Below are 26,517 nucleotides of genomic sequence, written 5' to 3'. Positions count from 1 at the left end.
CGGCACTGGTGATCCCCGAACTCGGCCAGCTGGCGATGATCCTGGCGATCTGCTTCGCTGCCGTGCAGGCCACGGTGCCGCTGCTCGGTGCCTGGCGCGGTGACAGCCTGTGGATGGGCCTGGCGCGCCCGGCAGCCTGGGGCCAGTTCACCTTCCTGGTCTTCGCCTTTGCCTGCCTGACCCACGCGTTCATGACCGACAACTTCTCGGTCGCCTACGTGGCCAGCAACTCCAACAGCGCCTTGCCGTGGTACTACAAGTTCAGTGCGGTCTGGGGCGCGCACGAGGGCTCGTTGCTGCTGTGGGCGCTGATCCTCGGTGGCTGGACCTTTGCCGTGTCGATCTTCTCGCGGCAACTGCCGCAGGTGATGCTGGCCCGTGTGCTGGCGGTCATGGGCATGATCAGCGTCGGCTTCCTGAGCTTCCTGATCATCACTTCCAACCCGTTCCAGCGCCTGCTGCCGCAGGTGCCGACCGACGGCCGTGACCTCAACCCGCTGCTGCAGGACTTCGGCCTGATCGTCCACCCGCCGATGCTGTACATGGGCTATGTGGGCTTCTCGGTGGCCTTCGCCTTTGCCATCGCCGCGCTGCTCGGCGGGCGCCTAGATGCGGCCTGGGCGCGCTGGTCGCGGCCCTGGACCATCGTCGCCTGGGCCTTCCTTGGCGTCGGTATCACCCTGGGCTCGTGGTGGGCCTACTACGAACTGGGCTGGGGCGGCTGGTGGTTCTGGGACCCGGTGGAAAACGCCTCGTTCATGCCCTGGCTGGTGGGCACTGCGCTGATCCACTCGCTGGCGGTAACCGAAAAACGCGGGGTGTTCAAGAGCTGGACCGTGCTGCTGGCGATTGCCGCCTTCTCGCTGAGCCTGCTGGGGACCTTCCTGGTGCGTTCCGGCGTGCTGACCTCGGTACACGCGTTCGCCGCCGACCCGGCGCGCGGTGTGTTCATCCTGATCTTCCTGCTGTTCGTGGTGGGTGGCTCGCTGACCCTCTTCGCCCTGCGCGCTCCGGTGGTCAAGAGCCAGGTCGGCTTCGCCCTGTGGTCGCGTGAAACCCTGCTGCTGGCCAACAACCTGATCCTGGTGGTGGCGGCGTCGATGATCCTGCTCGGCACCTTGTATCCGCTGGTGCTCGATGCCCTGACCGGGGCCAAGCTGTCGGTCGGCCCACCTTACTTCAATGCCCTGTTCCTGCCGCTGATGGCGCTGCTGATGGTGGTGCTGAGCGTGGGGGTGGTGGTGCGCTGGAAGGACACCCCCGGCAAGTGGCTGGCGAACATGATGACCCCGGTGCTGATCGGCAGCGCAGTGCTGGCACCGGTCGCCGGCCTGATCGTCGACGACCTCGACTGGCCGGTCCTCAGCGCATTCGCCCTGGCGGTCTGGGTGGTGCTTGGCGGGCTGCGTGATATCGTCGACAAGACCCGCCACAAAGGCCTGGCCAAGGGTGTGCGCGGCCTGACCCGCAGCTACTGGGGCATGCAGTTGGCGCACCTGGGCCTGGCGGTGTGCGCCCTGGGCGTGGTGCTGTCGAGCAACAACAGCGCCGAGCGCGACCTGCGCATGGCGCCGGGCGAGAGCGTCGAACTGGGCGGTTATCACTTCCTGTTCGAGGGCGCCAAGCACTTTGAGGGGCCGAACTTCATCTCCGACAAGGGCACCATCGTGGTCAGCCGCGACGGCCGTGAAGTGACCACCCTGCACCCGGAAAAGCGCCTGTATACCGTGCAGCAATCGATGATGACCGAGGCCGGCATCGATGCCGGTTTCACCCGTGACCTGTACGTGGCCTTGGGCGAGCCGCTGGAGAACGGCGCCTGGGCAGTGCGCGTGCATATCAAGCCTTATGTCCGCTGGATCTGGCTGGGCGGTCTGCTGACCGGCCTGGGCGGGTTGCTGGCGGCCTTCGACCGGCGTTATCGCGTCAAGGTCAAGACCCGGGTGCGTGAAGCCCTGGGCGTGTCTGGAGCTGCTGCATGAAGCGTTGGATCATGGTCGTGCCACTGGCGGTATTCCTGCTGATGGCGGTTTTCCTCTACAAGGGGCTGTTCCTCAAGCCCGACGAGCTGCCATCGGCGATGATCGGCAAGCCGTTCCCGGCGTTCGCCCTGGCGTCGACCCAGGGTGACCGCAACCTGACCCAGGCCGACCTGCACGGCCGGCCGGCGCTGGTCAACGTGTGGGCCACCTGGTGCCCGTCGTGCAAGGTCGAGCACCCGTACCTGAATCAGCTGGCGCAGCAGGGTGTGGTGATCCACGGCATCAACTACAAGGACGACAACGCCGCCGCGCAGAAGTGGCTGGCCGAGTTCCACAACCCGTACCAGCTGGATATCCGCGACGAGCAGGGCAGCCTGGGGCTGGACCTGGGCGTGTATGGCGCGCCGGAAACCTTCCTCATCGACGCCAAGGGCATCATCCGCTACAAGCACGTCGGCATCGTCGATGCCGACGTGTGGCGCGAGCAGCTGGCGCCGCTGTACCAGGGCCTGGTCGACGAGGCCAAGCCATGAGGCGCTGGCTGGCAGCCGCCGTGCTGGGCATGAGCCTGGCCGGTGTGGCCAAGGCGGCCATCGATACCTACCAGTTCCGCGATGACGCCGAGCGCGAGCGTTACCAGCAGCTGACCAAGGAACTGCGCTGCCCCAAGTGCCAGAACCAGGACATCGCCGACTCCAACGCACCGATCGCCGCCGACCTGCGCCGCGAGATCTTCCGCATGCTCGGCGAAGGCAAGAGCAACCAGCAGATCGTCGACTTCATGGTCGACCGCTATGGCGACTTCGTGCGTTACAAGCCGGCGCTCAGCGGCCGCACCTGGTTGCTGTGGTTCGGCCCGGGCATCCTGCTGGCTGGTGGTTTCGTGGTGCTGGCGGTGATCGTCCGCCGTCGCCGTGGCCCGGCGACCCAGGCTGCACAGGAACTGTCCGTCGAAGAACGCGAGCGTCTCGCCAAACTGCTGGAAAAAGAACAGACCCATGACTGAATTCTGGCTTAGCGCGGGCCTGCTGCTGCTCGCCGCCCTCGGCTTTCTGCTGATCCCGATCCTGCGTGGCCGTCGCCAGCAGCAGGAAGAAGACCGCACCGCCCTGAACGTCGCACTGTATCAGGAGCGTGTCGCCGAACTGGCCGCCCAGCAGGCAGCCGGCGTGCTCGACGCGGCGCAAATGGCCAAGGGCCGCGATGAGGCGGCCCGTGAGTTGCTGGCCGACACCGAAGGCGCGGAACCGGCGCGCCAGGGCCACCTGGGCAAGGCCCTGCCATTGCTGGCGGCGGTGCTGGTGCCTGCATTGGCTCTCGCGCTGTACCTGCACTTTGGCGCGGCAGACAAGGTCGAGCTGACCCAGGAATTCGCCGCCGCACCGAAGACCATGGACGAAATGACCACGCGCCTCGAGCGTGCCGTGGAAGCCCAGCCGGACTCGGCCGAAGGCCTGTACTTCCTGGGCCGGGCCTACATGGCCCAGCAACGTCCGGCCGACGCGGCACGGGCCTACGAGCGCGCCGTCGCCCTGGCCGGCCGCCAGCCCGAGCTGCTGGGCCAGTGGGCCCAGGCGCTGTACTTCGCGGCCGAGAAGAAATGGAGCCCGCAGGTGCAGGCGCTGACCGACGAAGCGCTCAAGGCCGACCCGAACGAGGTGACCAGCCTTGGCCTGCGCGGCATCGCCGCCTTCGAGGGCGAGCGCTACCAGGAAGCCATCGACTACTGGAACCGCCTGCTGGCGCAACTGCCCGAAGGCGATGCCTCGCGGGCGGCGCTGCAAGGCGGCATCGACCGCGCGGCAGAGCGCCTGGGCAGCACCGGCAGCAAACCACAGGCCACTGCGGCTGCCCGCCTGAAGGTGCGGGTGGAACTGGCGGCGGCGCTCAAGGACAAGGTCAAGCCTGACGATACCGTGTTCATCTTCGCCCGTGCCAGCAACGGCCCGCCCATGCCGCTGGCGGCCAAGCGGGTCACCGTGGCGCAATTGCCGCTGGAAGTGGAATTGTCCGACGCTGACGCTATGCTGCCGCAGATGAAACTGTCCCAGTTCGCCGAAGTCCAACTGGTGGCACGCGTATCGCGCGCAGGCCAGCCGACCCGCGGCGAATGGATCGGCCAGGGCGCGCCCTTGGCCAATACCACCCAGGCCACCCAGCACCTGACCATCGACAGCCCCGACCAGTAAGAGAACAACGCCATGCACAGCACCGTCCGCCTGACCCTGATCACCCTGGCCTTGGGTTTGTCCGCGTGTACGGTGCATCAGCCGTACGAGCAGCCGTCGCCGCCGATCGAGACAGCACCACCGCACCAGGGGCCAGCGGTGAAACCGTTGCCAGGCGGCCAGCCGTCGACACAGCCGAGCAAGCCGGCGGGGATCCCCAAACCGATGCCGCGTACCTCTGCCAGCTTCGCGCCGCCGCCGGGTGGCGCCAGTCACTGGGATCCGAAGCTCGGCGTATATGTGCTGGAGAACAAGACCAATGTGTTTTACCGGCAGCGTACCTACTACCGCTATGACAATGGCTGGAGCTGGTCGCTGAACCCGGATGGGCCGTGGCAGGAAACCGACAGCAGTGGTGTGCCTGGAGGGCTGGGGCGCGCTTACGGGCAGTAATTGTAGGAGCGGCCTGATAACCAATACAGTACAGTTTTCCCCTTATTTTTCGATTGACTGTACTGGACGGTGACTCCGCATAATGCCCCTTCAAATTGACTCGGAGGTGGCATGAGCAAGACAGTCCTGGTACTGGTAGAAACCGTCGACGATTATCTGCCATTACTCGAACAGGCCGGCTACCGTCTGATTCGCGCCCCATCCCCGCAAATGCGTGCCGACGCCATCCAGCGCCATGCCGGCGAGATCGACGCCGTGCTGACCCGAGGCCCGTTGGGCCTGACCGCCGCTGAAATCGCCGCCTTGCCCAAGTTGCAGATCATCTGCGTGATCGGTGCTGGCTACGAGCAGGTCGACCTGGCTGCCGCTGCCGGCCGTGGCATCACCATCACCAATGGCGCCGGCGCCAATGCCGCGGCGGTTGCCGACCACACCTTGGCCATGCTGCTGGCGCTGTTGCGCGACATCCCTCGCGCCGATGCCAGCACCCGCCGCGGCGAGTGGAACCGGGTGATCAGCCCGTCGGTCAGCGGCAAGCGCCTGGGCCTGCTGGGCCTCGGCGCGGTCGGCCAGGCCATCGCCAAGCGCGCCAGCCTGGGCTTCGACATGAATGTCAGCTACCACAGCCGCACCCCGCGAACGGACGTGCCGTACACCTGGTACGACAGCCCGTTGCACCTGGCCGAGGCCGTCGACATCCTGGTCGTCGCCACACCCGGTGGCGCCAATACCCGCCATCTGGTTGATGCCCAGGTGCTCGAGGCACTGGGCGCGGAGGGTTACCTGGTGAATATCGCCCGGGCCAGCGTGGTCGATACCCAGGCGCTGGTAGCTGCCCTCGAGCAAGGCCGGCTTGCCGGCGCCGCGCTCGATGTGTTCGATGACGAACCCGCTGTGCCAGATGCTCTCAAGGCCCTCGGCAATACGGTGCTCACGCCACATGTGGCCGGCCAGTCGCCGGAGGCCGCACGCGACACCGTGACCCTTGTGTTGCGCAACCTGCAGGCCTTCTTTGCCGGCGAGCCGGTGCTCACGCCGGTCCGCGCCTAACCTTTTCAATACCCCCGGCATTGCCCGGATCACAAGGAGCGTTTGATGCAACTCGAAATCTTCCAGGTCGATGCCTTCTCCGCCGAGCCCTTTGGTGGCAACCCGGCGGCGGTGATCCCGCTGCAAAGCTGGCTGCCGGACGATGTGCTGCAACGCATCGCCGAAGAGAACAACCTGTCGGAAACGGCCTACTTCGTGCGCAATGGCGAAACCTTCGACCTGCGCTGGTTCACTCCCGCCGTCGAAGTCGACCTGTGCGGCCACGCCACACTGGCCTCGGCCTACGTGCTGTTCGAACAGCTGGGCGAGCAAGCCGAAGTGCTGCGCTTCAACACCCGCAGTGGTGAGCTACGGGTCAGCCGTGGCGCCGACGGCCTGCTGGCCATGGACTTCCCGGCCAAGCAGCCGCAAGCCGTGGACGTGCCGGCCGGGTTGCTGGAGGCACTGGGCCTGAGTGCGGCCAAGGCGGTGTATCGCTCCGACGACTATGTGGTGGTGGTCGATGATGCCGCGCTGCTCGACCCGCTGAAGCCCGATTTCGTCGCCTTGTCGGCATTCGACGTGCGTGGCATTGCGGTCACTGCCGCCGGCCGTGGCTTCGACTTCGTCACCCGCTGGTTCGGCCCGCGGGTCGGCGTCAATGAAGACCCGGTTACCGGCTCTGCGCATACCTCGCTGGCGCCATTGTGGGCCGAGCGGCTGGGCAAATCGTCGCTGAGCTGCGAACAGGGTGGCGCGCGCAAGGGGCAGTTGCACTGTGAAGTGCCGGGCAATGGCCGGGTGATCATCAGCGGGCGTGCGGCGCTGTACCTGCGCGGTAGCGTGTTCATCTGAGCGCGCGGATGGGGCTGCGGGCGCTGTGGTTTGGCGCCCGATCTATACTTGCTGGCCCAACCTGCAAGGAGCCCCATCATGACCCTGGAAAAAAGCGGTAGCTGCCTTTGCGGTGAAACCCGTCTGCGCGTCACTGTCGACAACACCCACATCAGCGCCTGCCATTGCAGCATGTGCCGCAAATGGACCGGCGGCCCGCTGCTGGTCGTGGACTGCAGCCAGGCGCCGGTCTTCGAGGGGCGGGCGCCGGCGGTCTACGACTCCTCCGAATGGGCCCAGCGTGGTTTTTGCAGCCGTTGCGGCACGCACCTGTATTACCGGCTCAAGGATAAAGACCACTATGCGGTGCCGGTGGGCCTGCTGGACGGCGACGAGGCCTGGGATTTCGACCTGCAGATCTTCGTCGAGCAGAAACCCGCCTGGTACTGCTTTGCCAACCAGACCAAGGAGCTGACCGGCGAGCAAGCGTTCGAGCAGTTCGGCTGAGCCATTCCCCACGGCAATGCCCGCATGCGCAAAGATCCTTTGCCGCCGGCCCCTTACAGCGTTAGCCTGCGCGCATCCACGAACAGGAGCAAAAAGCGTGAAGCGCGGTGTGATGTATGCCGGTGGGGCCGGCGCATTGTGGGGCATGGTACTGATGGTTCCGGAGCTGTTGCCGGAGTTCAACCCGATGCTGTTGAGCAGCGTGCGCTATGCGATGGTCGGCCTGATCTCGCTGCTGCTGGCGGTGCCGATGGCCCGGCAGCTGCGCCAGCTGACCCTGGCGGACGGCTGGATGCTGCTGCGCCTGGCAGTGGTCGGCAACCTGCTGTACTTCATCTGCCTGGTGGCGGCGATCCAGCGACTGGGCGTGGCACCTGCCTCGCTGATCGTCGGTGTGCTGCCGCTGACCATCACCTTGTATGGCCGCAACGACAGCGGCGCAGTGCCGATCCGGCGACTGATCGGCCCACTGGCGCTGATTCTGGCCGGGATGCTGTGCATCAATCTGCAGACCTTTGCCTTCGCCCCGGGCGATATCGGCGACAAGCTCATGGGGCTGTTCTACGCCCTGGCCGCGCTGGCCTGCTGGACCTGGTACGCGGTGCAGAACAGCCGTTATCTCAAGCAGAGCGGGCATTTCGACAGCCACCAGTGGTCGGTGCTGATCGGCGTGCTGACCGGCCTGAGCAGCCTGGTGATGGTGGTCGCCCTGGCGATGTGGCAGCCGCAGCAGCTGCAGGTCGAGGCGCCGATGGCGCGTTGGTGGCTGTTCTGGGGCGCTTGCCTGGGTTGCGCGGTGTTGGGTTCGTGGCTGGCCACGGCGCTGTGGAACGCTGCGTCCAAACGCTTGCCGCTGACCTTGAGCGGGCAGTTGATCGTGTTCGAGACCCTGTTCGCGCTGCTGTACGCCTTCCTCTGGCGGCAGGCCGGACCGAGCCTGCTGGAGGCCGCGGCAATCATTCTGGTGATCGGCGGGGTGCTGTGGTCGATGCGTCAGCATGGAACACCCCGTGAACTTGCCAAACCGGTGCATTCCTGAGAAAAGGGCGCCTTGAATTTCAGCGTTGGAGCATGCCCATGAGCAGCGAACTGCAGATCACCGACCTCGTCGAAGGCGACGGCAAGGCCGCCGTCAAGGGCGCCCTGATCACGACCCAGTACACCGGCTGGCTGGCCGACGGCAGCGAGTTCGACTCGTCGTGGTCGCGCGGCAAACCGTTCCAGTGCGTGATTGGCACCGGCCGTGTCATCAAAGGCTGGGACCAGGGGCTGATGGGCATGCGCGTGGGTGGCAAGCGCAAGCTGCAAGTGCCGGCGCACCTGGGGTATGGCGAGCGTAGCGTGGGGGCTATTCCGCCGAATTCGGACCTGACCTTCGAGATCGAATTGCTGGAAGTGCTGACGCGGGATGATTGATGGCGGTGGGGCTGGGGGGTGCTTGCCTTGGGGGGCAGCGCCTGGGAGATCGAGCGCCGCCCGCGCGGCGCATCGCAGGCAAGCCTGCTCCTACATCTGTTTCGGGCCAGTCTTGCCTGTGCCATTGGCGCGCGATCCCTTGTTTGTACCATTCGATATCGAAAGGTGAGCATTTGCTTCTCATCTTTCTCTAGTCATGCACCCAGGGTACGCGTGCCGAAAATGCAGGAGTAACTGGCCCGAAACAGATGTAGGAGCAGGCTTGCCTGCGATGCGCCGCACGGGCGGCGCTCGATCTTGCAGGCGCTACACCCCCCAAGCCGAACCCCCCGGCCTTAAATAATTCCGCAACACGCCTGCGCTAACGTAATCCTTGCCTAGGGAACGGCATCCACACTCAGGGAGGAACCAAACGGGTTGAGGGCACTCTGAGTCCTGCTCGTTGCCAAGGATGGCAATCACTAACACGGATGCCTCGCGGCATGGGCCGCGGGGCAATGTGGCGGGTATCCAGATACCTTTTGCCACAAGAGCCTGCCTACATGAAGCTGCCATCTTTCCTTCGACGTCGCCGCCACCTGTTGCTAAGCCTGGCGCTCGTTGCCGCAGCTGTACCGCTGGCACTGGAAGTGGTCGAAAGCCGTGCTCAGCCGGTCGACGGCACCCAGACGCTGGTATTCCTGCGCCATGCCGAAAAGCCCGGAGAAGGCCTGGGGCAACTGAACTGCCAGGGGCTCAATCGTGCGCTGGACCTGGCCACCTTGCTGCCGGAGCGTTTCGGCAAGGCAGATTACGTATTTGCCGCCAACCCCTCGCGGCACGTCGAGGAAGGCAGTCAGGACCAGAGCTACAGCTACATCCGCCCGCTGATGACCATCACGCCCAGCGCCATTCGCCTCGGTTTGCCGGTCAATATCGACTTCGGCGCCAACGACACCGACGAGCTCGCCGACGAACTGCTCAGCGAGAAATACCGTAATGCCACCGTCTATACCGCCTGGTCCCATGGCTACCTGCCAGAACTGATCAACGCCGTGGCCGGCAAAGCGTTGGGCGATGATCGGGTGATCACCAAGGACTGGAGCGGCGACGATTTCGATACCCTCTACGTCCTCACCCTGACCTGGCACGACGGCAAGGCCAGCCTGCTCAGCCGCAACGTTCGCCAGGGCCTGAATGGCGGTGCCCATAGCTGCCCGACCTGATCCGCTGTTACTGTCCAGGCAGGGAAGCCACGACAGGGAAGCGCAATGACGCAACGGGTGACGGTAATCGGTGGTGGCGTGGTCGGCCTGGCGACGGCTATCGCTATGTGGCGCCGTTGGCCGATGCCGGTGTACCGTGGCAGGCACTTGGCTGGCTATTGCGCGGCGACTCGCCGCTGCGCCTGGACCCCACCCAATGGCGCTGGCTGCTGGCGTTCGTGATGGCCTGCCGCAGCAGCGTCAATCGTCGCAATGCCGCCCAACTGCTGGAATTGGCCTTGCACAGCCAGGCCACCCTGAAATACTGGCGTGGCGGCGATGGTGGATATCGTCGGCTACGACGAAGCGGTGGATGCGCACAGGCTCGACAGCATGCGTCGGCAGGCATTGGAGACGTTGCCGCAGGCGGCGGATTACGCAGAGGCAGTGGAGTGGGCTGGGATGCGGCCGGCGACGTCGACCGGGGTGCCCATCGTGGGGGCTTGCGCCTATCGCAACCTGTGGCTGAACCTGGGGCATGGGGCCTTGGGGTTTACCTTGGCCTGTGGCAGTGGTGAGCGGTTGGCGCGGATGCTGTGTTGACTGTGCCGGCCCTTTCGCGGGGTTACCCGCGAATAGGCCGGTGCAGGCGAAGCGGTATTACCGCCCGAACTTCATCGGCCAGCCCACCACTTTCTTCGCTCGCGGTGTGGCATAGGTACGCACCTTGGACGTGCTGAGCCCCATCCGCACCAGCGACTCGGCAATGGTCACCGCCGCGCTCACGCCATCGACCACCGGCACCCCGGTACGCTGGCGAATCTGCTCATCCAGCCCGGCCATGCCGCCACAGCCCAGGCAGATCACCTCGGCCTTGTCGTCACGCACGGCACGTTCGGCCTGCTCGACGATGGCTTCCACCGCGCGTAGCGGGTCTTCCTCCAGTTCCAGCACAGCCAGGCCACTGGCCCTAACCGAGGCACAACGGTCATATAAGCCGGAAAGCTTCAGGCGGTCTTCGATCAGCGGCACGGTGCGGTCCAGGGTGGTCACCACCGAATAGGCGTGGCCCAGGTACATGGCGGTGCTGGCGGCGGCATCGGTGATGTCCACCACCGGCACGTTGAGCAGCTCCTGCAGGCCTTCGCGGCCATGCTCGCCATAGCCGGCCTGGATCACGGCATCGTAAGGGCCGTCGTAGGCCAGCACCCGGTCCATCACGGCGATGGCGGCCAGGTAGCTCTCGAAGTTGCCCTCCACCGACTCGGCGCCGAACCAGGGGGTAAGGCCGATGATTTCCGTGCCGGGCGCCGCGACGCTGCGCGCTTGCTCGGCAATGGCGTCGGTGATGGCTTCGGTGGTGTTGACATTGGCGATCAGAATACGCATGGGCAGTCCTCCTTGATCAATGGCTGCTGTGGTCGACGGCGATGCACTCGCCGCTGACATCGTGGTATTGGCGGTTGCGCGGGGCGATCAGCAGGTACATCGCAGCGGCGATGCCGGCGCCGATCAGCCAGGAGAATGGCGCGATACCGTGGAAGTTCGGCACCAGCGCCAGGATGATGGCCAGCAGTGCCGCTGGCACGAAGGCGGCCACGGCGCGCAGGTTGATGCCCTTGCTGTAGTGGTAGGCGCCCGTCGGGTGCTCGGTGTACAGCTCCGGCACATTGATGCGGCCTTTGCGCAGCAGCCAGTAGTCGGCCATGATCACCCCGTACAGCGGGCCGAGCAGGGCGCCCAGGCCGGACAGGAAGTACACGATCACCAGCGGGCTGTTGTAGAGGTTCCACGGCAGGATCAGCACCGCCAGGGTCGCGCTGATCAGCCCGGCGCGGCGGAAGTTGAGGTGGCGGGGCGCCAGGTTGCTCAGCACGAACGCCGGTGCGACGAAGTTGGCCATGATGTTCACCGCCACGGTGACGATCAGGAAGGCCAGGCAGCCGAGCACCAGGAACGGGGTGCTGGGGATGCTGGCGACGATCTGGGTCGGGCTGTCGATGATCTGGCCGTTGATCCGGAACTGCGCGCCGCACAGCACCACGGTGATCATGGCGAACACCAGGATGTTCACCGGCAGGCCCCAGAAGTTGCCGACGCGGATGGTCTTGCGGCACGGCGAGGAGCGGGCGAAGTCGCAGAAGTTCAGCACCAGGGTCCCGTAGATCGCCAGCCACAGGGCGCCACCGGCGAAGATGTTGCGCCACATCTCATAGCCGGTCAGCGGCTCGGCCACCGACCAGGCGATGCGCGCATCGGCCCTGAAGTACATGAACACCGCCAGGCTGGCCACGGTCAGCAGGATCACCGGGCCGGCGAAGGCCTCGTAGCGGCGCACCATCTCCATGCCGTAGGCGAGGATCACCAGCTGCACCAGCCAGATCGCCACGAAGCACACCCAGCCCAGGCTCGACAGGCCGAGGATGCTGTCGTGGTCATAGGCGGCGACCTGCGGCCACACGGCCGTGAGCAGTACGCGCAGCACCACCGAGGCCAGGTAGGTCTGGATGCCGAACCAGGCGATGGCGATCACCGCACGGATCAGCGCCGGGATCTGTGCGCCATGGATGCCGAAGGCGATGCGGCTGATCACCGGGAACGGTACCCCGGTCTTCTGCCCCATGTAGCCGGACAGGTTCATGAAGAAGTACACCAGTGCCGCGCCGATCGCCAGCGACAGCAGGATCTGCCAGCCGCCTAGGCCAAGGGCGAACAAACCCATGGCGAAGGAGTAGTTGGCAATGTTGTGCACATCGTTGGTCCACAGCGCAAAGATGCTGTAGCGGCCCCAGCGGCGGCCTTCGATACGGGTAGGCGCGAGGTCGCGGTTATGCAGGCGCGGGCTCAGGCCGAGTGGCGGCATATCGCCTGCAAGGGTGGAAGCGGGGCTGGTGCTGGCGACGGATAGTTCAGGGGCAAGGTCGAGGCTGGTACTCATTCCGGCAGGCTCCTGATGCACGTGGACTGCGATGAGCGGGCATGCGCACGGGCTCGCCATCTCGTCGGTGCAGCTTGGCATCACTGGGTTCTGGGCGCGGCGGTCGGGGTTGGGCCGGCGTCGCGAGTTCTTGTGTATTTATGTTTTGACTGATTTGTATACAAAACACGAACACACAAAAGCGAGTTCCATGCCAGAGAAAAAGCGAGTCTCAGGTAGCCACTAATTTGAATCTAAGCAGCTGAAAATTAAGTTTATGAAATAAAGGAAATATAAGTTGACCAAATGAACAGGTTTAATTTTTTAGTTGGCTGATTAGTTGATCATTTGGTCAAAATTAGTTGCAAGGAATGTGTAACGTATTGGGGCATTACCTGGAAAAGTGCACACAAAAATGGCACCTATGGTGACATTTTTGCGTACAAAAAATAGTCAGTTTGCCTGTTGAATGGATACACTCAATCCATCGGCGGCAAGCGGCGCTTCACAGGGCTCTTCTTGATGATCGCGGTGTTGGTTTCGGCCAGCACATTGATGCGGTCGAGCAGGGTGTCGAGCTGCTCCATCGAGCGCACATGCAGCCGCGCGATGAAGCAGTCCTCGCCGGTCACCTTGTCGCACTCGGTGAACTCGGGAATGGCGATGATCTGCCGCTCCACTTCCTGCAACTGCCCTGGTAGCGGGCGTATGCGCACGATGGCCTGCAACTGGTAGCCGAAGCTGCGTGGGTCGACATTCACGGTGTAACCACGCAACACACCGCGTTCCTCCAGGCGCCGCAGGCGTTCGCTGACACTGGGTGCAGAAAGGCCGCTGATCTGCGCCAGCGCCTTGAGCGAGCGGCGTGAGTCTTCCATCAAGGCATTGATCAGCAGTTGGTCGATGGCGTCGGTCATGCTTACCTCATCAGGCAAATCAGTGAATTTACCTTGATAGTAAAGGTGATCTGGCTGATCTGCCTTGGATATTAGCTGGAAGGTGCACGGCGACCCTCCGCATACTATGTCCATCATCCAAGGGAGGTGTGAGATGGACAGTTCTGTGCGCCGTGGCTCGCTGGAAATGGTTGCCGCCATGCTGATTTCCGGGACCATTGGCTGGTTCGTGCTGGTGTCCGGTCAGCCGGTGCTGGAGGTGGTGTTCTGGCGCTGCGTGTTCGGAACCGGCACCTTGCTGGCGATCTGCGCGGCATTCGGCTTTCTCAAGCCTGGCGTGATAACCCGGACGGCATTTCTGCTGGCCATCGCCAGTGGCGTGGCCATCGTCGGCAACTGGGTGCTGCTGTTCGCCTCCTACTCGCGGGCGTCGATTGCCATCGGCACGGCGGTGTACAACGTCCAGCCGTTCATGCTGGTGGGGCTGGCGGCGCTGTTTCTGGGCGAGAAGATCACCGCCGCCAAGGTTACCTGGCTGAGCGTGGCATTCCTTGGCATGCTGGCGATTGTCAGCGCCCATGGCGCGGGGCAGGCCAGTGGTGAGGACTACCTGCAAGGCATAGCCCTGGCGCTGGGCGCGGCGTTCCTCTATGCGATTGCCGCGTTGATCATCAAACGCCTGAAAGGCACGCCACCCCACCTGATCGCGTTGATCCAGGTTGCCACCGGGGTGCTGCTGCTGGCGCCGTGGGTGAAGCTCGGCGGGCTGCCTGGTGAGCCGTCGGCCCTGGCCAGCCTGGTGACCTTGGGCATGGTGCACACCGGGTTGATGTATGTGCTGTTGTACAGCGCCATCCAGCGCCTGCCGACGGCGTTGACCGGTGCCTTGTCGTTCATCTACCCGATTGCCGCGATCCTGGTCGACTGGGTGGCCTTCGGGCACCGCCTGGCGCCGTTGCAGTGGCTGGGGGTGGCGTTGATCCTGCTGGCGGCAGCGGGCATGCAGCAGGGTTGGTGGTTCCGTTCTGCACAAGTGCCGGCCAAGGGGTAGAATGGCGGCCTTTTCACTTGCTTGCGACCCGCCATGACTTCGCCGATCCACACCCTCGAACAGCACCTGCTCGCTGCCCTTGATCCTGCCCCCACCGAAACCCGCCGCCTGTTCCATGGCCGCGGCCGTTGCTGGGAGGGCCTGGAGCAGGTCACGGTGGACTGGCTGCAAGGGGTGCTGTCGGTGGCGCTGTTCCGCGAACCGCCAGAGGGCCAGTTGGGCGAGCTGGAAGCCATGCTGCGCACCTTGGCCGAACGCCCACAATGGACCGGTCAGGCGATTCTCATTCAGCACCGTTACCTGCCCGACAGCCCGGGCCAGTGGCTGCTGGGCGAGCCCTGCCAGCAGCGCGAGGTGGTCGAGGACGGCCTGACCTATCTGCTCGACCTGGGCGTGCGGCAGAACAATGGCCTGTTCCTCGACATGCGCTACGGCCGGCGCTGGGTGCGTGAGCAGGCGGCGGGCAAGCGCGTGCTCAACCTGTTCGCCTACACCTGCGGTTTCTCGGTGGCGGCGATTGCGGGTGGCGCCGAGCAGGTGGTGAATCTGGACATGGCCAAGTCGGCGCTGTCCCGGGGGCGCGATAACCATCGCCTGAACGGGCACGATGCGTCACGGGTCGCCTACCTGGGGCATGAGCTGTTCAAGTCGTGGGGCAAGGTGCGCAAGTACGGGCCTTACGACCTGATCATCATCGACCCACCGACCTTCCAGCGTGGCAGCTTCGTGCTGACCCAGGATTACGCCAAGATCCTGCGGCGACTGCCGGAGTTGCTGAGTGAAGGTGGGACGGTGCTGGCCTGTGTCAACGACCCGGGGATCGGGCCGGAGTTTCTGATCGAGGGGATGGCCGAGCAGGCGCCTTCGCTGGCCTTCGTCGAGCGGCTGGAGAATCCGCCGGAGTTTCCGGATGTGGACCCGGCGGGCGGGCTGAAGGCCCTGGTATTCCGCCAGGTTTGATGTTGCCTGTGCCGGCCTCTTCGCGGTTGTAGGAGCGGATTTATCCGCGAGAGGCCGGTCCTGGCTACATCAATTACTGATTGGTGTAGATCTGGTCAAACACGCCACCGTCGTTGAAGTGGGTTTTCTGCACGGTACGCCAGTCCCCAAAGGTCTTCTCCACCGACAGGAAGTCGACTTTCGGGAAGCGGTCGGTGTACTTGGCCAGTACCGTCGCATCACGCGGGCGCAGGTAGTTCTGCGCGGCAATTTCCTGGGCTGCTGGCGACCACAGGTACTTCAGGTATTCCTCGGCCACGGCCTGGGTGCCTTTCTTGGCCACCACCTTGTCGACCACGCTCACCGGCGGCTCGGCCTCGGCTGACACACTTGGGTAGACCACTTCGAACTGATCGCGGCCAAACTCGCGGGCGATCATCTCGGCTTCGTTCTCGAAGGTCACCAGCACGTCGCCGATCTGGTTGGTCATGAAGGTGGTGGTGGCGGCACGGCCACCGGTGTCGAGCACTGGCGCCTGCTTGAACAGCTTGCCGACGAATTCGCGGGCCTTGGTTTCATCGCCGCCCTGTTTGAGCACATAGCCCCAGGCCGACAGATAGGTATAGCGGCCGTTACCCGAAGTCTTGGGGTTGGGCACGATCACCTGCACGCCATCCTTGAGCAGGTCCGGCCAGTCTTTCAGCGCCTTGGGGTTGCCCTTGCGCACGATGAACACAGTGGCCGAGGTGAACGGCGCGCTGTTGTTCGGCAGGCGGGTCACCCAGTTGTCCGGCACCAGCTTGCCGTTGTCGGCCAGGGCGTTGATGTCGGTGGCCATGTTCATGGTGATGACATCGGCCGGCAGGCCATCGATCACCGCACGCGCCTGCTTGCTCGAGCCGCCGAAGGACATCTGCACATTGACCTTCTCGTTGTGCTCGGCCTCCCAGTGCTTCTGGAAGGCCGGGTTGTAGTCCTTGTAGAAATCGCGCATCACGTCATAGGAAACGTTCAGCAGGGTCGGGGCAGCCTGGGCCAGGTTGCCCAAGGCCAGGCCGGCGGCGAGCAGCGAGGCGGTGAAGAGTTTTTTCACGTTGCGTCCTTGTTCTGGTTCAAATGTTTGGCAATGTGCCGGCGACTATAACGGTTGGTTCTGTGGCGTTTAAAGACCGAATGGCGCTTTCCTTATTCGGTTTTCGGAAACAGCGCATTGCCGCAGCGCGAGCAGAACGCCGCGCCATGTTCATGGGTCTTCTTGTGGCAGGTCGGGCAGTCATGTTGCAGCTGTTCGCCGCGCATGGCATTGGCCAGTTCGGCGGTGAAGATGCCGGTTGGAACTGCGATGATCGAGTAACCGGTGATCATCACCAGTGACGACAGCACCTGCCCCAGTGGAGTCTTTGGCACGATATCGCCAAAGCCCACAGTCGTCAGGGTAACGATGGCCCAGTAGATGCCCTTGGGGATGCTGGTAAAGCCATGCTCCGGCCCCTCGATCACATACATCAGCGTGCCGAACACTGTGACCAAGGTCGAAACCGTGACCAGAAATACGATGATCTTTTGCTTGCTGCCGCGCAGCGCCTCCATCAGGTAGTGCGCCTGCTTCAGGTAGGGGCTGAGCTTGAGCACGCGGAAGATCCGCAGCATCCGGATCACTCGGATGATCAGCAGGTACTGGGCGTCGCTGTAGTACAGGGCGATGATCCCCGGCACGATCGCCAGCAGGTCGACCAGACCGTAGAAGCTGAAGGCATAGCGCAAGGGCTTGGGCGAGCAGTACAGGCGGGTGAGGAATTCGGCCAGGAAGATCGCGGTGAAGCCCCATTCGATGGTGGCCAGCAGGCCGGCGTAGCCCTGGTGGACCTCGTCGATGCTGTCGAGGATCACCGTGACCAGGCTGGCCAGGATGATCAGCAGGAGGATCTTGTCGAAGCGCCGGCCGGCTACGGTGTCGGTCTGGAAGACGATGATGTAGAGGCTTTCGCGCAGGGAGGGTGGAAAAGGCATTGAATTTGATTCCCAAAGCATGAAGGCGGGCGGTTTTGTCTTGAAAACTACAGCGTGAGTGAGTAACCGCCCTGATAAAACTACCAGTTTTAACCTGCTCGTGGACTTGTCAATGTAATACTCTATTTGACGGGTGTAGGACAGCTGCAATGCTTAACCTTAATGGAGCTCGTAAAAGTCGCCTGCAGAATGAATTAATGGCTAGAGCCTTTGGTGTGCAAGGCCAACGCGGTCATTTCTGCTATGGGCCTTATGGTTACCAGACGGCAAATCAGGCGCAGACCCTGCTGAGGTTCAATGGCCAGTGCCTTGAACCGATGAGCCAGGGATATCTTTTAGGCAACGGGCATCGACTCTACCAACCTCGACTATTTCGTTTCCATAGTCCAGATGCCCTCAGCCCGTTCGGAGACGGCGGGTTCAATTGTTATGCTTATTGCTCGGGCGACCCGATAAACAAAATTGACCCTTCAGGGCGCAAAGGTACTGGGCTGTCAGCATTGATTGCTAAGCACAGTCTAGACAAAAAATACGCCAAGCAAGCGCTGAAGGGCATGGCAATCCCTGACAGTGAAACGCACGTTCAGACGCAAAGATTCATCAATTCGGATGACAGAATTTTTATGGTATTTAGGAACAATAAGGGACGGTTCTCTGCCATTGCACAACCCGATCCAGAGAATGTGAAATTGAAGCTGGTGATTGAACAGCAATTGAAGAGCATCAGCATCACAAGTGAGATGGATCTTTTCAAAACGAGTCACCCCCTGGTACACCGCAATCTTCTTTCAGGCGGTGAGGTCATGGGGGCTGACATGTTTTCGCCAGCTCCGGATTCTAGTCCTCCACCTCCACCTCCGCTTCCACCAAGAACTGATCGTGTAGCACGCGCTCGAACTCACTTACGGCAGCAGCCGGTGTAAGCATCGAACAGTCAGCTCCGGAATTGATGGGGGCTGATTTTCTGTTTCCTGCGGCCTAAATGACTAGCCACATGAATCAGCCAGCAGGCGGCGACGAAAGGTGCTGTCAGGCCGGGCACTGGCAGCTGCTTGAACAGCGATTGCAACAGTAGCGCCAGGGTGATAGCCAGCAATGTCACCCAAGGTTTTTCACCTTGCCTGCTGAACGCCAGCGCTGCCAGCGCGGCATTGAAGCCGAACAAGCCCAGCCAAGCAGCTTGCGCCTGGTCGGCGAGCAGTGCCACACCGCCGCCAATGGCTGAACCGAGCACGGCCCACATCGCCGCATAGGGGTTGGCAATGAGCATCCCGATGATAATCAGCAACCCGGCCAACGGCTGGTCGAGCAGGAATATCTGACCCACGCCACGCGCTAGGGCATACGCAGGTTCCGCCTCGACAAAGCCGCTGGGCGCGGGGCTGGCAAACAGCAGGGCAACCCAGCCGAGCAGCACGAAGGGTGCGGTGTAGGCGACCAGCAGCTTGCCGCCGCGCTTGCGCCATTGGTGGGTGATGATGCTCGACAGGCCGCCGGCGGCGATGATCAGCGGCGGCAGGATGACCGACCAGGGCAGCACGGCGCTGATCAGGATGCCGATCAGCACGCCGTTGTAGCAGTACAGCCCGGCCTGGCGGTCGGCGCGGTCGTAGCCGCGGCGCTGGGCAGTGAGCAGGCCAGACAGCGCACCGAGCAGGGCGCCGCCGACCAGATCGGGGGCGGTCAGCAGGATGGCCAGCAGGCAGCACAGGCCGCACAGGGGGTTGCGCAGCAGCAGTACCTGGCTGAAGCCGTTGAGCAGCGCCGTGGCCCAGTCGGGGCACGGGTTGACGAAATTCTTGGTGTACATGGGGCAGTCAGCAAGGTTGAGGGGGAGCGGTGGGCCTCTTTGGGCCTCGGTTTTCCGCAGGTTCGGTGTATAGGGAGGGCTTTGCCCTCCTTTCGCGACACAAGGCCGCTCCTACAAGGGATCGCGGTCTCCTGTAGGAGGAAAGGGGCGCAAAGCGCCCCCGGCGATCTCAGACCAGGGTCTCGATCCGCAAGGTATTAGTCGAACCCGGCTTGCCGAAAGGCACACCGGCGGTGATCAGCAGCGTGTCGCCACGGCTGGCCATGCCTTGTGCCTGGGCGATCTCCAGGGCGGTGGACACCACCTCGTCGACCTGGCGCAGGCGGTCGTTGACCACTGAGTGCACACCCCAGGCCACGCTCAGGCGGCGGGCGGTGGCCAGGTTCGGCGTCAGGTTGAGGATCGGTGCCCGTGGCCGCTCGCGGGCGGCACGCAGGGTCGAAGCGCCCGACTCGCTGTAGTTGACCAGTACCGCCACCGGCAGGATGCCGCTGATACGGCGGATCGCGCAGCTGATGGCATCCGACACGGTGGCCTCGGCTTTGGGCCGGCCGACGTCGAGCTGGGCCTGGTAGTCCGGGCCGTTCTCTACCTGGCGAATGATCTTGCTCATCATCTGCACGGCTTCCAGCGGGTAGTCGCCCGAGGCGGTCTCGGCCGACAGCATCACCGCGTCGGCGCCTTCGGCCACGGCGTTGGCCACGTCGGTGACTTCGGCGCGGGTCGGTGCCGGCGAGAAGCGCATCGATTCGAGCATCTGCGTGGCCACAACGACCGGTTTGCCCAGCTGGCGGCAGGTGCCGATGATGCGCTTCTGGATCTGCGGCACGCTTTCGGCCGGCACTTCGACGCCCAGGTCGCCACGGGCAACCATGATCGCATCCGCCAGTTCAGCGATGGCTTGTAGTTGTTCGACTGCCGACGGCTTCTCGATCTTGGCCATCAGGTAAGCGCGGTCACCGACCAGCTGGCGCGCTTCGACGATGTCTTCCGGGCGCTGCACGAACGACAGGGCTACCCAGTCCACGCCCAGTTCCAGGCCGAAGGCCAGGTCGCGGCGGTCTTTCTCGGTGAGCGGGGAGAGGTCGAGCACCGCTTGCGGCACGTTGACACCCTTGCGGTCGGACAGCTCGCCACCGTTCAGCACTTCGGTGTCGATGGCGTCATCGTGCTTGGCGGTTACGCGCAGGCGCAGCTTGCCGTCGTCGAGCAGCAGGTCCATGCCCGGCTCCAGTGCCGCGATGATCTCCGGGTGTGGCAGGTTGACCCGGCGGCTGTCGCCCGGGGTCTTGTCCAGGTCCAGGCGCAGGGCCTGGCCGCGCTGCAGCTGGACCTTGCCTTCGGCGAAGCGGCCGACGCGCAGCTTCGGCCCTTGCAGGTCCATGAGGATGCCCAGCGGGTAGTTCAGCTGCTGCTCGACTTCGCGGATCCACTGGTAGCGCAGGGCGTGGTCGGCGTGCTCGCCGTGGCTGAAGTTGAGGCGGAAGATGTTCACCCCGGCTTCGACCAGTTGGCGGATGTCGTCGATGCCTTTGATCGCAGGGCCGAGGGTGGCGAGGATCTTTACTTTTTTATCAGGCGTCATGATTGGGCAGTCTCGAGGATCAGGATGGCGCGGAAGTCGTTGACGTTGGTACGGGTCGGCTCGGTGACGATCAGTGCATCGAGCGCGGCGAAGTAGCCATAGCCGTTGTTGTTGTCCAGCTCGTCGCTGGCCGACAGGCCCAGGGCTTCGGCGCGGGCATAGCTGCCCGGGGTCATGAAGGCGCCGGCGTTTTCTTCCGAACCGTCGATGCCGTCGGTGTCACCGGCCAGGGCATACACGCCCGGCAGGCCCTTGAGGCTTTCAGTGAGGCTGAGCAGGAACTCGGCGTTGCGCCCGCCACGGCCGTTGCCGCGCACGGTGACGGTGGTTTCACCGCCGGAAAGGATCACGCAGGGCGCCTTCAGCGGCTGGCCGTGCAGCACGATCTGCCGGGCGATGCCCGCGTGCACCTTGGCCACTTCCCGCGATTCGCCTTCCAGGTCGCCGAGGATCAACGGGCTGAAGCCGGCCTGGCGGGCTTTTACCGCGGCGGCTTCGAGCGACTGCTGGGGTTTGGCGATCAACTGGAAGTGGCTGCGGGCCAGGGCTGGATCATCAGCCTTGACGGTTTCCGAAGCGGGGTTGTTGAGCCAGTCGATAACGGCTTTCGGCGCTTCGATGTTGTAGCGCTTGAGGATCGCCAGGGCATCGGCCGAAGTGCTCGGGTCGGCCACGGTCGGGCCGGAGGCGATGACGGTGGCCAGGTCGCCAGGCACGTCGGAAATTGCATAGGTGTAGACGGTGGCCGGCCAGCAGGCCTTGGCCAGCCGGCCGCCCTTGATCGCCGAGAGGTGCTTGCGCACGCAGTTCATCTCGCCGATGGTGGCGCCGGATTTGAGCAGCGCCTTGTTGATCTGTTGCTTGTCCGCCAGGGTCAGGCCTTCGGCTGGCAGTGCCAGCAGGGCGGACCCACCGCCAGACAGCAGGAAGATGACGCGGTCTTCTTCGTTGAGGTTGCTGACCAGTTCCAGCACGCGTTTGGCCACGGCCAGGCCGGCGGCGTCGGGGACCGGGTGAGCGGCTTCGACCACCTCGATCTTCTGGCAGTTGGCGCCGTGACCGTAGCGGGTCACGACCAGCCCGGAGACTTCGCCCTGCCAGCTCTTTTCGACCACTTCGGCCATGGCGGCGGCGGCCTTGCCGGCGCCGATGACGATGACCCGGCCGCTACGGTCGGCGGGCAGGTAGGGTTCGAGCACTTGACGCGGGTGGGCGGCGGCGATGGCTGTGTCGAACAGGTCGCGGAGAAGTTTTTGCGGATCGACCGACATGGCAGGCTCCCATTTATTGTTGTTCTGCAGAATCAAAAACGCCCCTGGAACTGCCTCCGTGCAGGCCGAACCAGGGGCGGGTGTTGCTCGGGGTCACGCTCGAGCCTGTGGTCGCAGGCTCAAGGGTGCAGACGTCTTATTTCTCGTCGCGGATCGAGAAGTTGGCCATGTGCTCCAGGCCTTTGATCAGCGCCGAGTGGTCCCAGTTGCCGCCACCCAGGGCCTGGCAGGTGTTGAACACTTGCTGGGCATTGGAGGTGTTGGGCAGGTTGATGCCCAGTTCCTTGGCGCCTTGCAGGGCCAGGTTGAGGTCCTTCTGGTGCAGGTTGATGCGGAAGCCTGGGTCGAAGGTGCCTTTGATCATGCGCTCGGCGTGCACTTCGAGGATCTTCGAAGAAGCGAAGCCGCCCATCAGCGCTTCACGCACCTTGGCTGGGTCCGCGCCGTTCTTGGCGGCGAACAGCAGCGCTTCGGCCACGGCCTGGATGTTCAGGGCAACGATGATCTGGTTGGCCACCTTGGCGGTCTGGCCATCGCCGTTGCCACCGACGCGGGTGATGTTCTTGCCCATGGCTTCGAACAGCGGCTGGGCGCGCTCGAAGGCTTTCGGGCAGCCACCGACCATGATGCTCAGGGTCGCGGCCTTGGCACCGACTTCACCGCCGGACACCGGGGCGTCCAGGTAGGCGGCGCCAGTGGCCTTGATCTTCTCGGCGAAGGCTTTGGTGGCGGTAGGGGAGATCGAGCTCATGTCGATCACTACCTTGTTCGGGCCCACGCCTTCGGCGACGCCGTTTTCACCGAACAGGACGCTTTCGACCTGAGGGGTGTCCGGCACCATGACGATGATGAATTCAGCTTCCTGGGCCACTTCTTTCGGGTTGGCCAGGGCCACTGCGCCAGCGGCGATCAGGTCGGCCGGGGCAGCGTCGTGGTGGGTGGAAACGAAGATGCTGTGGCCTGCTTTCTGCAGGTTCTGCGCCATGGGCTTGCCCATGATGCCGGTGCCGAGGAAACCGATTTTAGCCATGAGAAACTACCTCTTTGTAATTGTGATATCTCAAGCAAGCCTTGGCCCCCTGTGGGAGCAGGCTCCGAGTTGTTCCTTAGATTGCGTTATGCGTCTTCAGCCAGCCCAGGCCCGCTTCGGTGGTGGTCAGCGGCTTGTATTCCGCGCCCACCCAGCCCTGGTAGCCGATGCGGTCCAGGTGTTCGAACAGGAAGCGGTAGTTGATCTCGCCAGTGCCTGGTTCGTTGCGGCCCGGGTTGTCGGCCAGCTGGATGTGGTTGATCAGTTTCAGGTTGGCTTCCATGGTGCGAGCCAGGTCACCTTCCATGATCTGCATGTGGTAGATGTCGTACTGCAGGAACAGGTTGTCGCTGCCGACTTCGGCCTGGATTTCCAGCGCCTGTTTGGTGGTGTTCAGGTAGAAGCCAGGGATGTCGCGGGTGTTGATCATTTCCATGACCAGGCGGATCCCGGCGGCCTTGAGCTTGTCGGCGGCGTAGCGCAGGTTTTCCACGAAGGTCTTGCGCACGTCGGCGCACTGCAGGCCTTGTGGACGGATGCCGGCCAGGGCGTTGACCTGGGTGTTGCCCAGCACCTTGGCGTACTCGATGGCCTTGTCGACGCCAGCGCGGAACTCTTCGACGCGGTCAGGGTGGCAGGTGATACCGCGCTCACCCTTGGCCCAATCGCCCGCCGGCAGGTTGAACAGCACCTGGGTCAGGCCGTGGGCGTCAAGCTGCTGCTTGATTTCGGCAGCGCTGAAGTCGTAAGGGAAGAGGTATTCGACGCCGCTGAAGCCAGCGTCAGCGGCAGCCTTGAAGCGGGCCAGGAAGTCCTGTTCGGTGAACAGCATGGACAGGTTGGCAGCGAAGCGAGGCATGGGTTGTCTCCTTGCGATGAAGGCCCCCAGGGCAAGCCTGGGGGCGTCAGGCGATCAGTCCAGCAGCGAGATGGCGGTTGGCGCGTCGTTGCCGACCAGGGCCAGGTCTTCGAACTCGTTGACCGCGTTGATCTCGGTGCCCATGGAAATGTTGGTCACACGCTCGAGGATCACCTCGACCACGACCGGTACGCGGAACTCCTCGGCCATCTTCTGTGCCTTGAGCAGGGCAGGGGCGATTTCTGCCGGTTCGAACACGCGGATGGCCTTGCAGCCCAGGCCCTCGACCACGGCGACGTGGTCGACACCGTAGGTGGCAGCGTCGGTCGAGTTGATGTTCTCGAACGCCAGTTGTACACAGTAATCCATGTCGAAGCCACGCTGTGCCTGACGGATCAGGCCCAGGTAGGCGTTGTTCACCAGCACGTGGACATACGGCAGGTTGAACTGCGCGCCGACGGCCAGTTCTTCGATCATGAACTGGAAGTCGTAGTCACCCGACAGCGCGACCACCTTGCGCTTCGGATCGGCTTTGACAACGCCCAGCGCGGCAGGGATGGTCCAGCCCAGCGGGCCGGCCTGGCCGCAGTTGATCCAGTGGCGTGGCTTGTACACGTGCAGGAACTGCGCGCCAGCGATCTGCGACAGGCCGATGGTGCTGACGTAGCAGGTGTCCTTGCCGAAGACCTGGTTCATCTCTTCGTACACGCGCTGCGGCTTGACCGGCACGTTGTCGAAGTGGGTCTTGCGCTGCAGGCTCGCCTTGCGCTGCTGGCAGTCTTCCAGCCAGGCCTTGCGGCACTTCAGCTTGCCAGCGGCCTTCCACTCGCGGGCCACTTCGAGGAACACGTCCAGTGCCTTGCCGGCGTCGGAAACGATACCCAGGTCCGGGGTGAACACGCGGCCGATCTGGGTCGGTTCGATGTCCACGTGCACGAACTTGCGGCCTTCGGTGTAGACATCGACGGAACCGGTGTGGCGGTTGGCCCAGCGGTTGCCGATACCGAACACCAGGTCGGATTTCAGCAGGGTGGCATTGCCGTAGCGGTGCGAGGTCTGCAGGCCGACCATGCCGACCATCTGTGCGTGGTCGTCCGGGATGGTGCCCCAGCCCATCAGGGTCGGGATCACCGGTACGCCGGTCAGTTCGGCGAACTCGACCAGCTTGTCGCTGGCGTCGGCGTTGATGATGCCGCCACCGGCTACCAGCAGTGGGCGCTCGGCGTCATTGAGCAGGGCCAGGGCTTTCTCGGCCTGTACCCGGGTGGCGGACGGCTTGTTGATTGCCAGTGGCTCGTAGGCGTCGATGTCGAATTCGATTTCGGCCATCTGCACGTCGAACGGCAGGTCGATCAGCACAGGGCCTGGGCGGCCTGTGCGCATTTCATAGAAGGCCTTCTGGAAGGCGTAAGGCACCTGGCCTGGCTCCAGAACGGTGGTGGCCCACTTGGTGACCGGCTTGACGATGTTGGTGATGTCGACAGCCTGGAAGTCTTCCTTGTGCAGGCGGGCACGGGGTGCCTGGCCGGTGATGCAGAGGATCGGGATGGAGTCGGCCGAGGCGCTGTACAGGCCGGTGACCATGTCGGTGCCGGCAGGGCCCGAGGTACCGATGCACACGCCGATGTTGCCTGGGTTGGCACGGGTGTAGCCCTCGGCCATGTGCGAGGCGCCTTCGACGTGACGAGCGAGGACGTGATCGATGCCACCGACTTTCTTCAGGGCCGAGTACAACGGGTTGATGGCAGCCCCCGGGATGCCGAACGCGGTATCTACACCTTCACGGCGCATGACCAGAACGGCTGCATCGATTGCTCTCATTTTGCTCATGGTTTGTGCCTCATCGATTTTGTAATTGTATACAACTTGCTTTGTGCCAGAGTGTATTCACGGCTGGCCGCTCAGGTCAACGGGTTTTCGTCGGACGAGGTCGCTTTCGTTCGAGCGCCCGTGAAAACGGCGGTTTGCGATCTCGCATACGATCATTTCAATTTATTGTATACAAAAATAGATTCAGTTGTGTTCTATTGGCTCATCGGTTTTTCACCTGCCCTCAGGGCTTCTCACAACAAGAAGAGGACCTTTCCATGAACGCTTTGAACCTGAAAGTCGCTGTCAGCCTGGTGAACGCCGCGCTGGCGGCGGGTCGCAAGATCAATGCAGCGCCGCTGACCGTGGCCGTGCTCGATGCCGGTGGGCACCTGCTGGCCTTGCAGCGCGAGGACGGCGCCAGCCTGATTCGTCCGCAAGTGGCCACCGGCAAGGCCTGGGGGGCGATTGCCCTGGGCAAGGGCTCGCGCCTGCTGGCGCTGGATGCGCAGCAGCGGCCGGCGTTTTTCGCCGCGTTGAACGGCTTGGGCGAGCGGCCGGTGGTGCCGGCGCCGGGTGGAGTGCTGATTCGTGATCAGGACGGCAAGGTGCTGGGAGCGGTGGGGATCAGCGGCGATACGTCGGATATCGACGAGCAGTGCGCGATCAGTGCGATCGAAGAGGTGGGGTTGAAGGCTGATGCGGGTGTAGCGGCTTAATTCTCTACTGCCTGATCCGGCGCCATCGCGGATAAATCCGCTCCTACA

General features: G+C 63.6%; 26 protein-coding genes and 1 pseudogene. 16 read left to right on the top strand and 11 right to left on the bottom strand.

All coding sequences use genetic code 11. The annotated features are described in order from the left end of the window. Positions 1–8 precede the first annotated feature (8 nt). The 12 genes and pseudogenes from ACIPZ8_RS11765 (at position 9) to ACIPZ8_RS11710 (ending at position 10,176) form a co-directional block, all read left to right on the top strand. The gene (locus tag ACIPZ8_RS11765; protein WP_400723287.1) at positions 9–1,982 is read left to right on the top strand and encodes a heme lyase CcmF/NrfE family subunit; all 1,974 of its coding nucleotides are present in this window, start codon (positions 9–11) and stop codon (positions 1,980–1,982) included. Further along, complete coding sequence (locus tag ACIPZ8_RS11760; protein WP_152958871.1) at positions 1,979–2,515, top strand: DsbE family thiol:disulfide interchange protein; 537 nt, start codon at positions 1,979–1,981, stop codon at positions 2,513–2,515. Before ACIPZ8_RS11765 ends, ACIPZ8_RS11760 begins: the two co-directional genes overlap by 4 nt. Next, positions 2,512–2,988 carry a cytochrome c-type biogenesis protein gene (locus tag ACIPZ8_RS11755; protein WP_313202094.1) on the top strand — a complete coding sequence of 159 codons (477 nt, stop codon included), beginning with the start codon at positions 2,512–2,514 and terminating at the stop codon, positions 2,986–2,988. Before ACIPZ8_RS11760 ends, ACIPZ8_RS11755 begins: the two co-directional genes overlap by 4 nt. After that, positions 2,981–4,171, top strand: coding sequence for a c-type cytochrome biogenesis protein CcmI (gene ccmI, locus ACIPZ8_RS11750; protein ID WP_400722942.1), 1,191 nt, complete (start codon positions 2,981–2,983; stop codon positions 4,169–4,171). The genes ACIPZ8_RS11755 and ccmI overlap by 8 nt, the downstream gene beginning before the upstream one ends. Positions 4,172–4,183: 12 nt before the next feature. Further along, complete coding sequence (locus tag ACIPZ8_RS11745) at positions 4,184–4,603, top strand: hypothetical protein (RefSeq protein WP_400722939.1); 420 nt, start codon at positions 4,184–4,186, stop codon at positions 4,601–4,603. A gap of 111 nt (positions 4,604–4,714) precedes the next feature. After that, positions 4,715–5,653, top strand: a complete 939-nt coding sequence (locus ACIPZ8_RS11740) for a 2-hydroxyacid dehydrogenase (RefSeq protein WP_400722937.1) — start codon at positions 4,715–4,717, stop codon at positions 5,651–5,653. Positions 5,654–5,698: 45 nt separating this feature from the next. After that, entirely contained in the window at positions 5,699–6,487 is a 789-nt protein-coding gene (locus ACIPZ8_RS11735) for a PhzF family phenazine biosynthesis protein (protein ID WP_400722935.1), read from the top strand. Positions 6,488–6,565: 78 nt separating this feature from the next. Further along, positions 6,566–6,973 (top strand): GFA family protein, encoded by a 408-nt coding sequence (locus tag ACIPZ8_RS11730; protein ID WP_400722933.1) that lies wholly within the window; start codon positions 6,566–6,568, stop codon positions 6,971–6,973. A 97-nt stretch (positions 6,974–7,070) separates the two neighbouring features. Then, positions 7,071–8,012 carry a DMT family transporter gene (locus ACIPZ8_RS11725; RefSeq protein WP_400722930.1) on the top strand — a complete coding sequence of 314 codons (942 nt, stop codon included), beginning with the start codon at positions 7,071–7,073 and terminating at the stop codon, positions 8,010–8,012. Positions 8,013–8,050: 38 nt separating this feature from the next. After that, positions 8,051–8,389, top strand: a complete 339-nt coding sequence (locus tag ACIPZ8_RS11720; RefSeq protein ID WP_012315472.1) for an FKBP-type peptidyl-prolyl cis-trans isomerase — start codon at positions 8,051–8,053, stop codon at positions 8,387–8,389. Positions 8,390–8,931: 542 nt separating this feature from the next. Further along, positions 8,932–9,594: a histidine phosphatase family protein gene (locus ACIPZ8_RS11715; protein ID WP_400722928.1), complete on the top strand. Its 663-nt coding sequence runs from the start codon at positions 8,932–8,934 to the stop codon at positions 9,592–9,594. Positions 9,595–9,639: 45 nt separating this feature from the next. Then, positions 9,640–10,176: pseudogene (locus ACIPZ8_RS11710) on the top strand (FAD-dependent oxidoreductase). Between the two features lie 57 nt (positions 10,177–10,233). On the opposite strand, the gene ACIPZ8_RS11705 reads toward ACIPZ8_RS11710, so the two are convergent. The 3 genes from ACIPZ8_RS11705 to ACIPZ8_RS11695 form a co-directional block, all read right to left on the bottom strand. After that, positions 10,234–10,962, bottom strand: a complete 729-nt coding sequence (locus tag ACIPZ8_RS11705) for an aspartate/glutamate racemase family protein (RefSeq protein ID WP_400722926.1) — start codon at positions 10,960–10,962, stop codon at positions 10,234–10,236. Between the two features lie 16 nt (positions 10,963–10,978). Further along, on the bottom strand, positions 10,979–12,511 hold the full coding sequence (locus tag ACIPZ8_RS11700; RefSeq protein WP_400722923.1) for an NCS1 family nucleobase:cation symporter-1: 1,533 nt from the start codon (positions 12,509–12,511) through the stop codon (positions 10,979–10,981). Positions 12,512–12,969: 458 nt separating this feature from the next. Beyond that, positions 12,970–13,407 (bottom strand): Lrp/AsnC family transcriptional regulator, encoded by a 438-nt coding sequence (locus tag ACIPZ8_RS11695; protein ID WP_400722920.1) that lies wholly within the window; start codon positions 13,405–13,407, stop codon positions 12,970–12,972. Positions 13,408–13,540: 133 nt separating this feature from the next. On the opposite strand from ACIPZ8_RS11695, the gene ACIPZ8_RS11690 reads away from it, so the two are divergent. After that, positions 13,541–14,437 carry a DMT family transporter gene (locus ACIPZ8_RS11690; RefSeq protein ID WP_400722917.1) on the top strand — a complete coding sequence of 299 codons (897 nt, stop codon included), beginning with the start codon at positions 13,541–13,543 and terminating at the stop codon, positions 14,435–14,437. A 33-nt stretch (positions 14,438–14,470) separates the two neighbouring features. After that, positions 14,471–15,397 (top strand): class I SAM-dependent methyltransferase, encoded by a 927-nt coding sequence (locus ACIPZ8_RS11685; RefSeq protein ID WP_400722914.1) that lies wholly within the window; start codon positions 14,471–14,473, stop codon positions 15,395–15,397. 73 nt (positions 15,398–15,470) lie between these two features. Here ACIPZ8_RS11685 and ACIPZ8_RS11680 read toward each other — a convergent pair whose 3' ends face one another. Further along, positions 15,471–16,469, bottom strand: a complete 999-nt coding sequence (locus ACIPZ8_RS11680; protein WP_313202104.1) for a sulfate ABC transporter substrate-binding protein — start codon at positions 16,467–16,469, stop codon at positions 15,471–15,473. Between the two features lie 92 nt (positions 16,470–16,561). Next, positions 16,562–17,386, bottom strand: a complete 825-nt coding sequence (locus tag ACIPZ8_RS11675; protein WP_400722911.1) for an ion transporter — start codon at positions 17,384–17,386, stop codon at positions 16,562–16,564. 149 nt (positions 17,387–17,535) lie between these two features. Between ACIPZ8_RS11675 and ACIPZ8_RS11670 the strand changes: the two genes are divergently transcribed. Continuing rightward, complete coding sequence (locus ACIPZ8_RS11670) at positions 17,536–18,309, top strand: RHS repeat-associated core domain-containing protein (protein WP_400722908.1); 774 nt, start codon at positions 17,536–17,538, stop codon at positions 18,307–18,309. A gap of 11 nt (positions 18,310–18,320) precedes the next feature. On the opposite strand, the gene ACIPZ8_RS11665 is transcribed toward ACIPZ8_RS11670, so the two are convergent. The 6 genes from ACIPZ8_RS11665 to gcl all read right to left on the bottom strand — a co-directional run bounded on the left by ACIPZ8_RS11665 (position 18,321) and on the right by gcl (position 25,771). Continuing rightward, positions 18,321–19,196: an urea transporter gene (locus ACIPZ8_RS11665; RefSeq protein WP_400722906.1), complete on the bottom strand. Its 876-nt coding sequence runs from the start codon at positions 19,194–19,196 to the stop codon at positions 18,321–18,323. 169 nt (positions 19,197–19,365) lie between these two features. After that, on the bottom strand, positions 19,366–20,781 hold the full coding sequence (pyk, locus tag ACIPZ8_RS11660) for a pyruvate kinase (protein ID WP_400722903.1): 1,416 nt from the start codon (positions 20,779–20,781) through the stop codon (positions 19,366–19,368). After that, a complete protein-coding gene (locus ACIPZ8_RS11655; protein WP_400722900.1) occupies positions 20,778–22,052 on the bottom strand; it encodes a glycerate kinase in 1,275 nt (424 codons plus the stop codon). Before ACIPZ8_RS11655 ends, pyk begins: the two co-directional genes overlap by 4 nt. Positions 22,053–22,188: 136 nt before the next feature. Then, positions 22,189–23,082: a 2-hydroxy-3-oxopropionate reductase gene (locus tag ACIPZ8_RS11650; RefSeq protein ID WP_400722897.1), complete on the bottom strand. Its 894-nt coding sequence runs from the start codon at positions 23,080–23,082 to the stop codon at positions 22,189–22,191. A gap of 76 nt (positions 23,083–23,158) precedes the next feature. After that, complete coding sequence (gene hyi / locus ACIPZ8_RS11645; RefSeq protein ID WP_400722894.1) at positions 23,159–23,941, bottom strand: hydroxypyruvate isomerase; 783 nt, start codon at positions 23,939–23,941, stop codon at positions 23,159–23,161. A gap of 54 nt (positions 23,942–23,995) precedes the next feature. Continuing rightward, on the bottom strand, positions 23,996–25,771 hold the full coding sequence (gcl, locus tag ACIPZ8_RS11640; protein ID WP_054884142.1) for a glyoxylate carboligase: 1,776 nt from the start codon (positions 25,769–25,771) through the stop codon (positions 23,996–23,998). A 257-nt stretch (positions 25,772–26,028) separates the two neighbouring features. Between gcl and ACIPZ8_RS11635 the strand changes: the two genes are divergently transcribed. Beyond that, positions 26,029–26,469, top strand: a complete 441-nt coding sequence (locus tag ACIPZ8_RS11635; protein WP_261943262.1) for a heme-binding protein — start codon at positions 26,029–26,031, stop codon at positions 26,467–26,469. The last annotated feature ends 48 nt before the right edge of the window (positions 26,470–26,517 follow it).

Source organism: Pseudomonas sp. NPDC089422, assembly GCF_044749405.1.
GTDB lineage: Bacteria > Pseudomonadota > Gammaproteobacteria > Pseudomonadales > Pseudomonadaceae > Aquipseudomonas.
The sequence above is the reverse complement of the archived record's forward strand: the minus strand, read 5'-3'. Positions and strand labels throughout refer to the sequence as shown.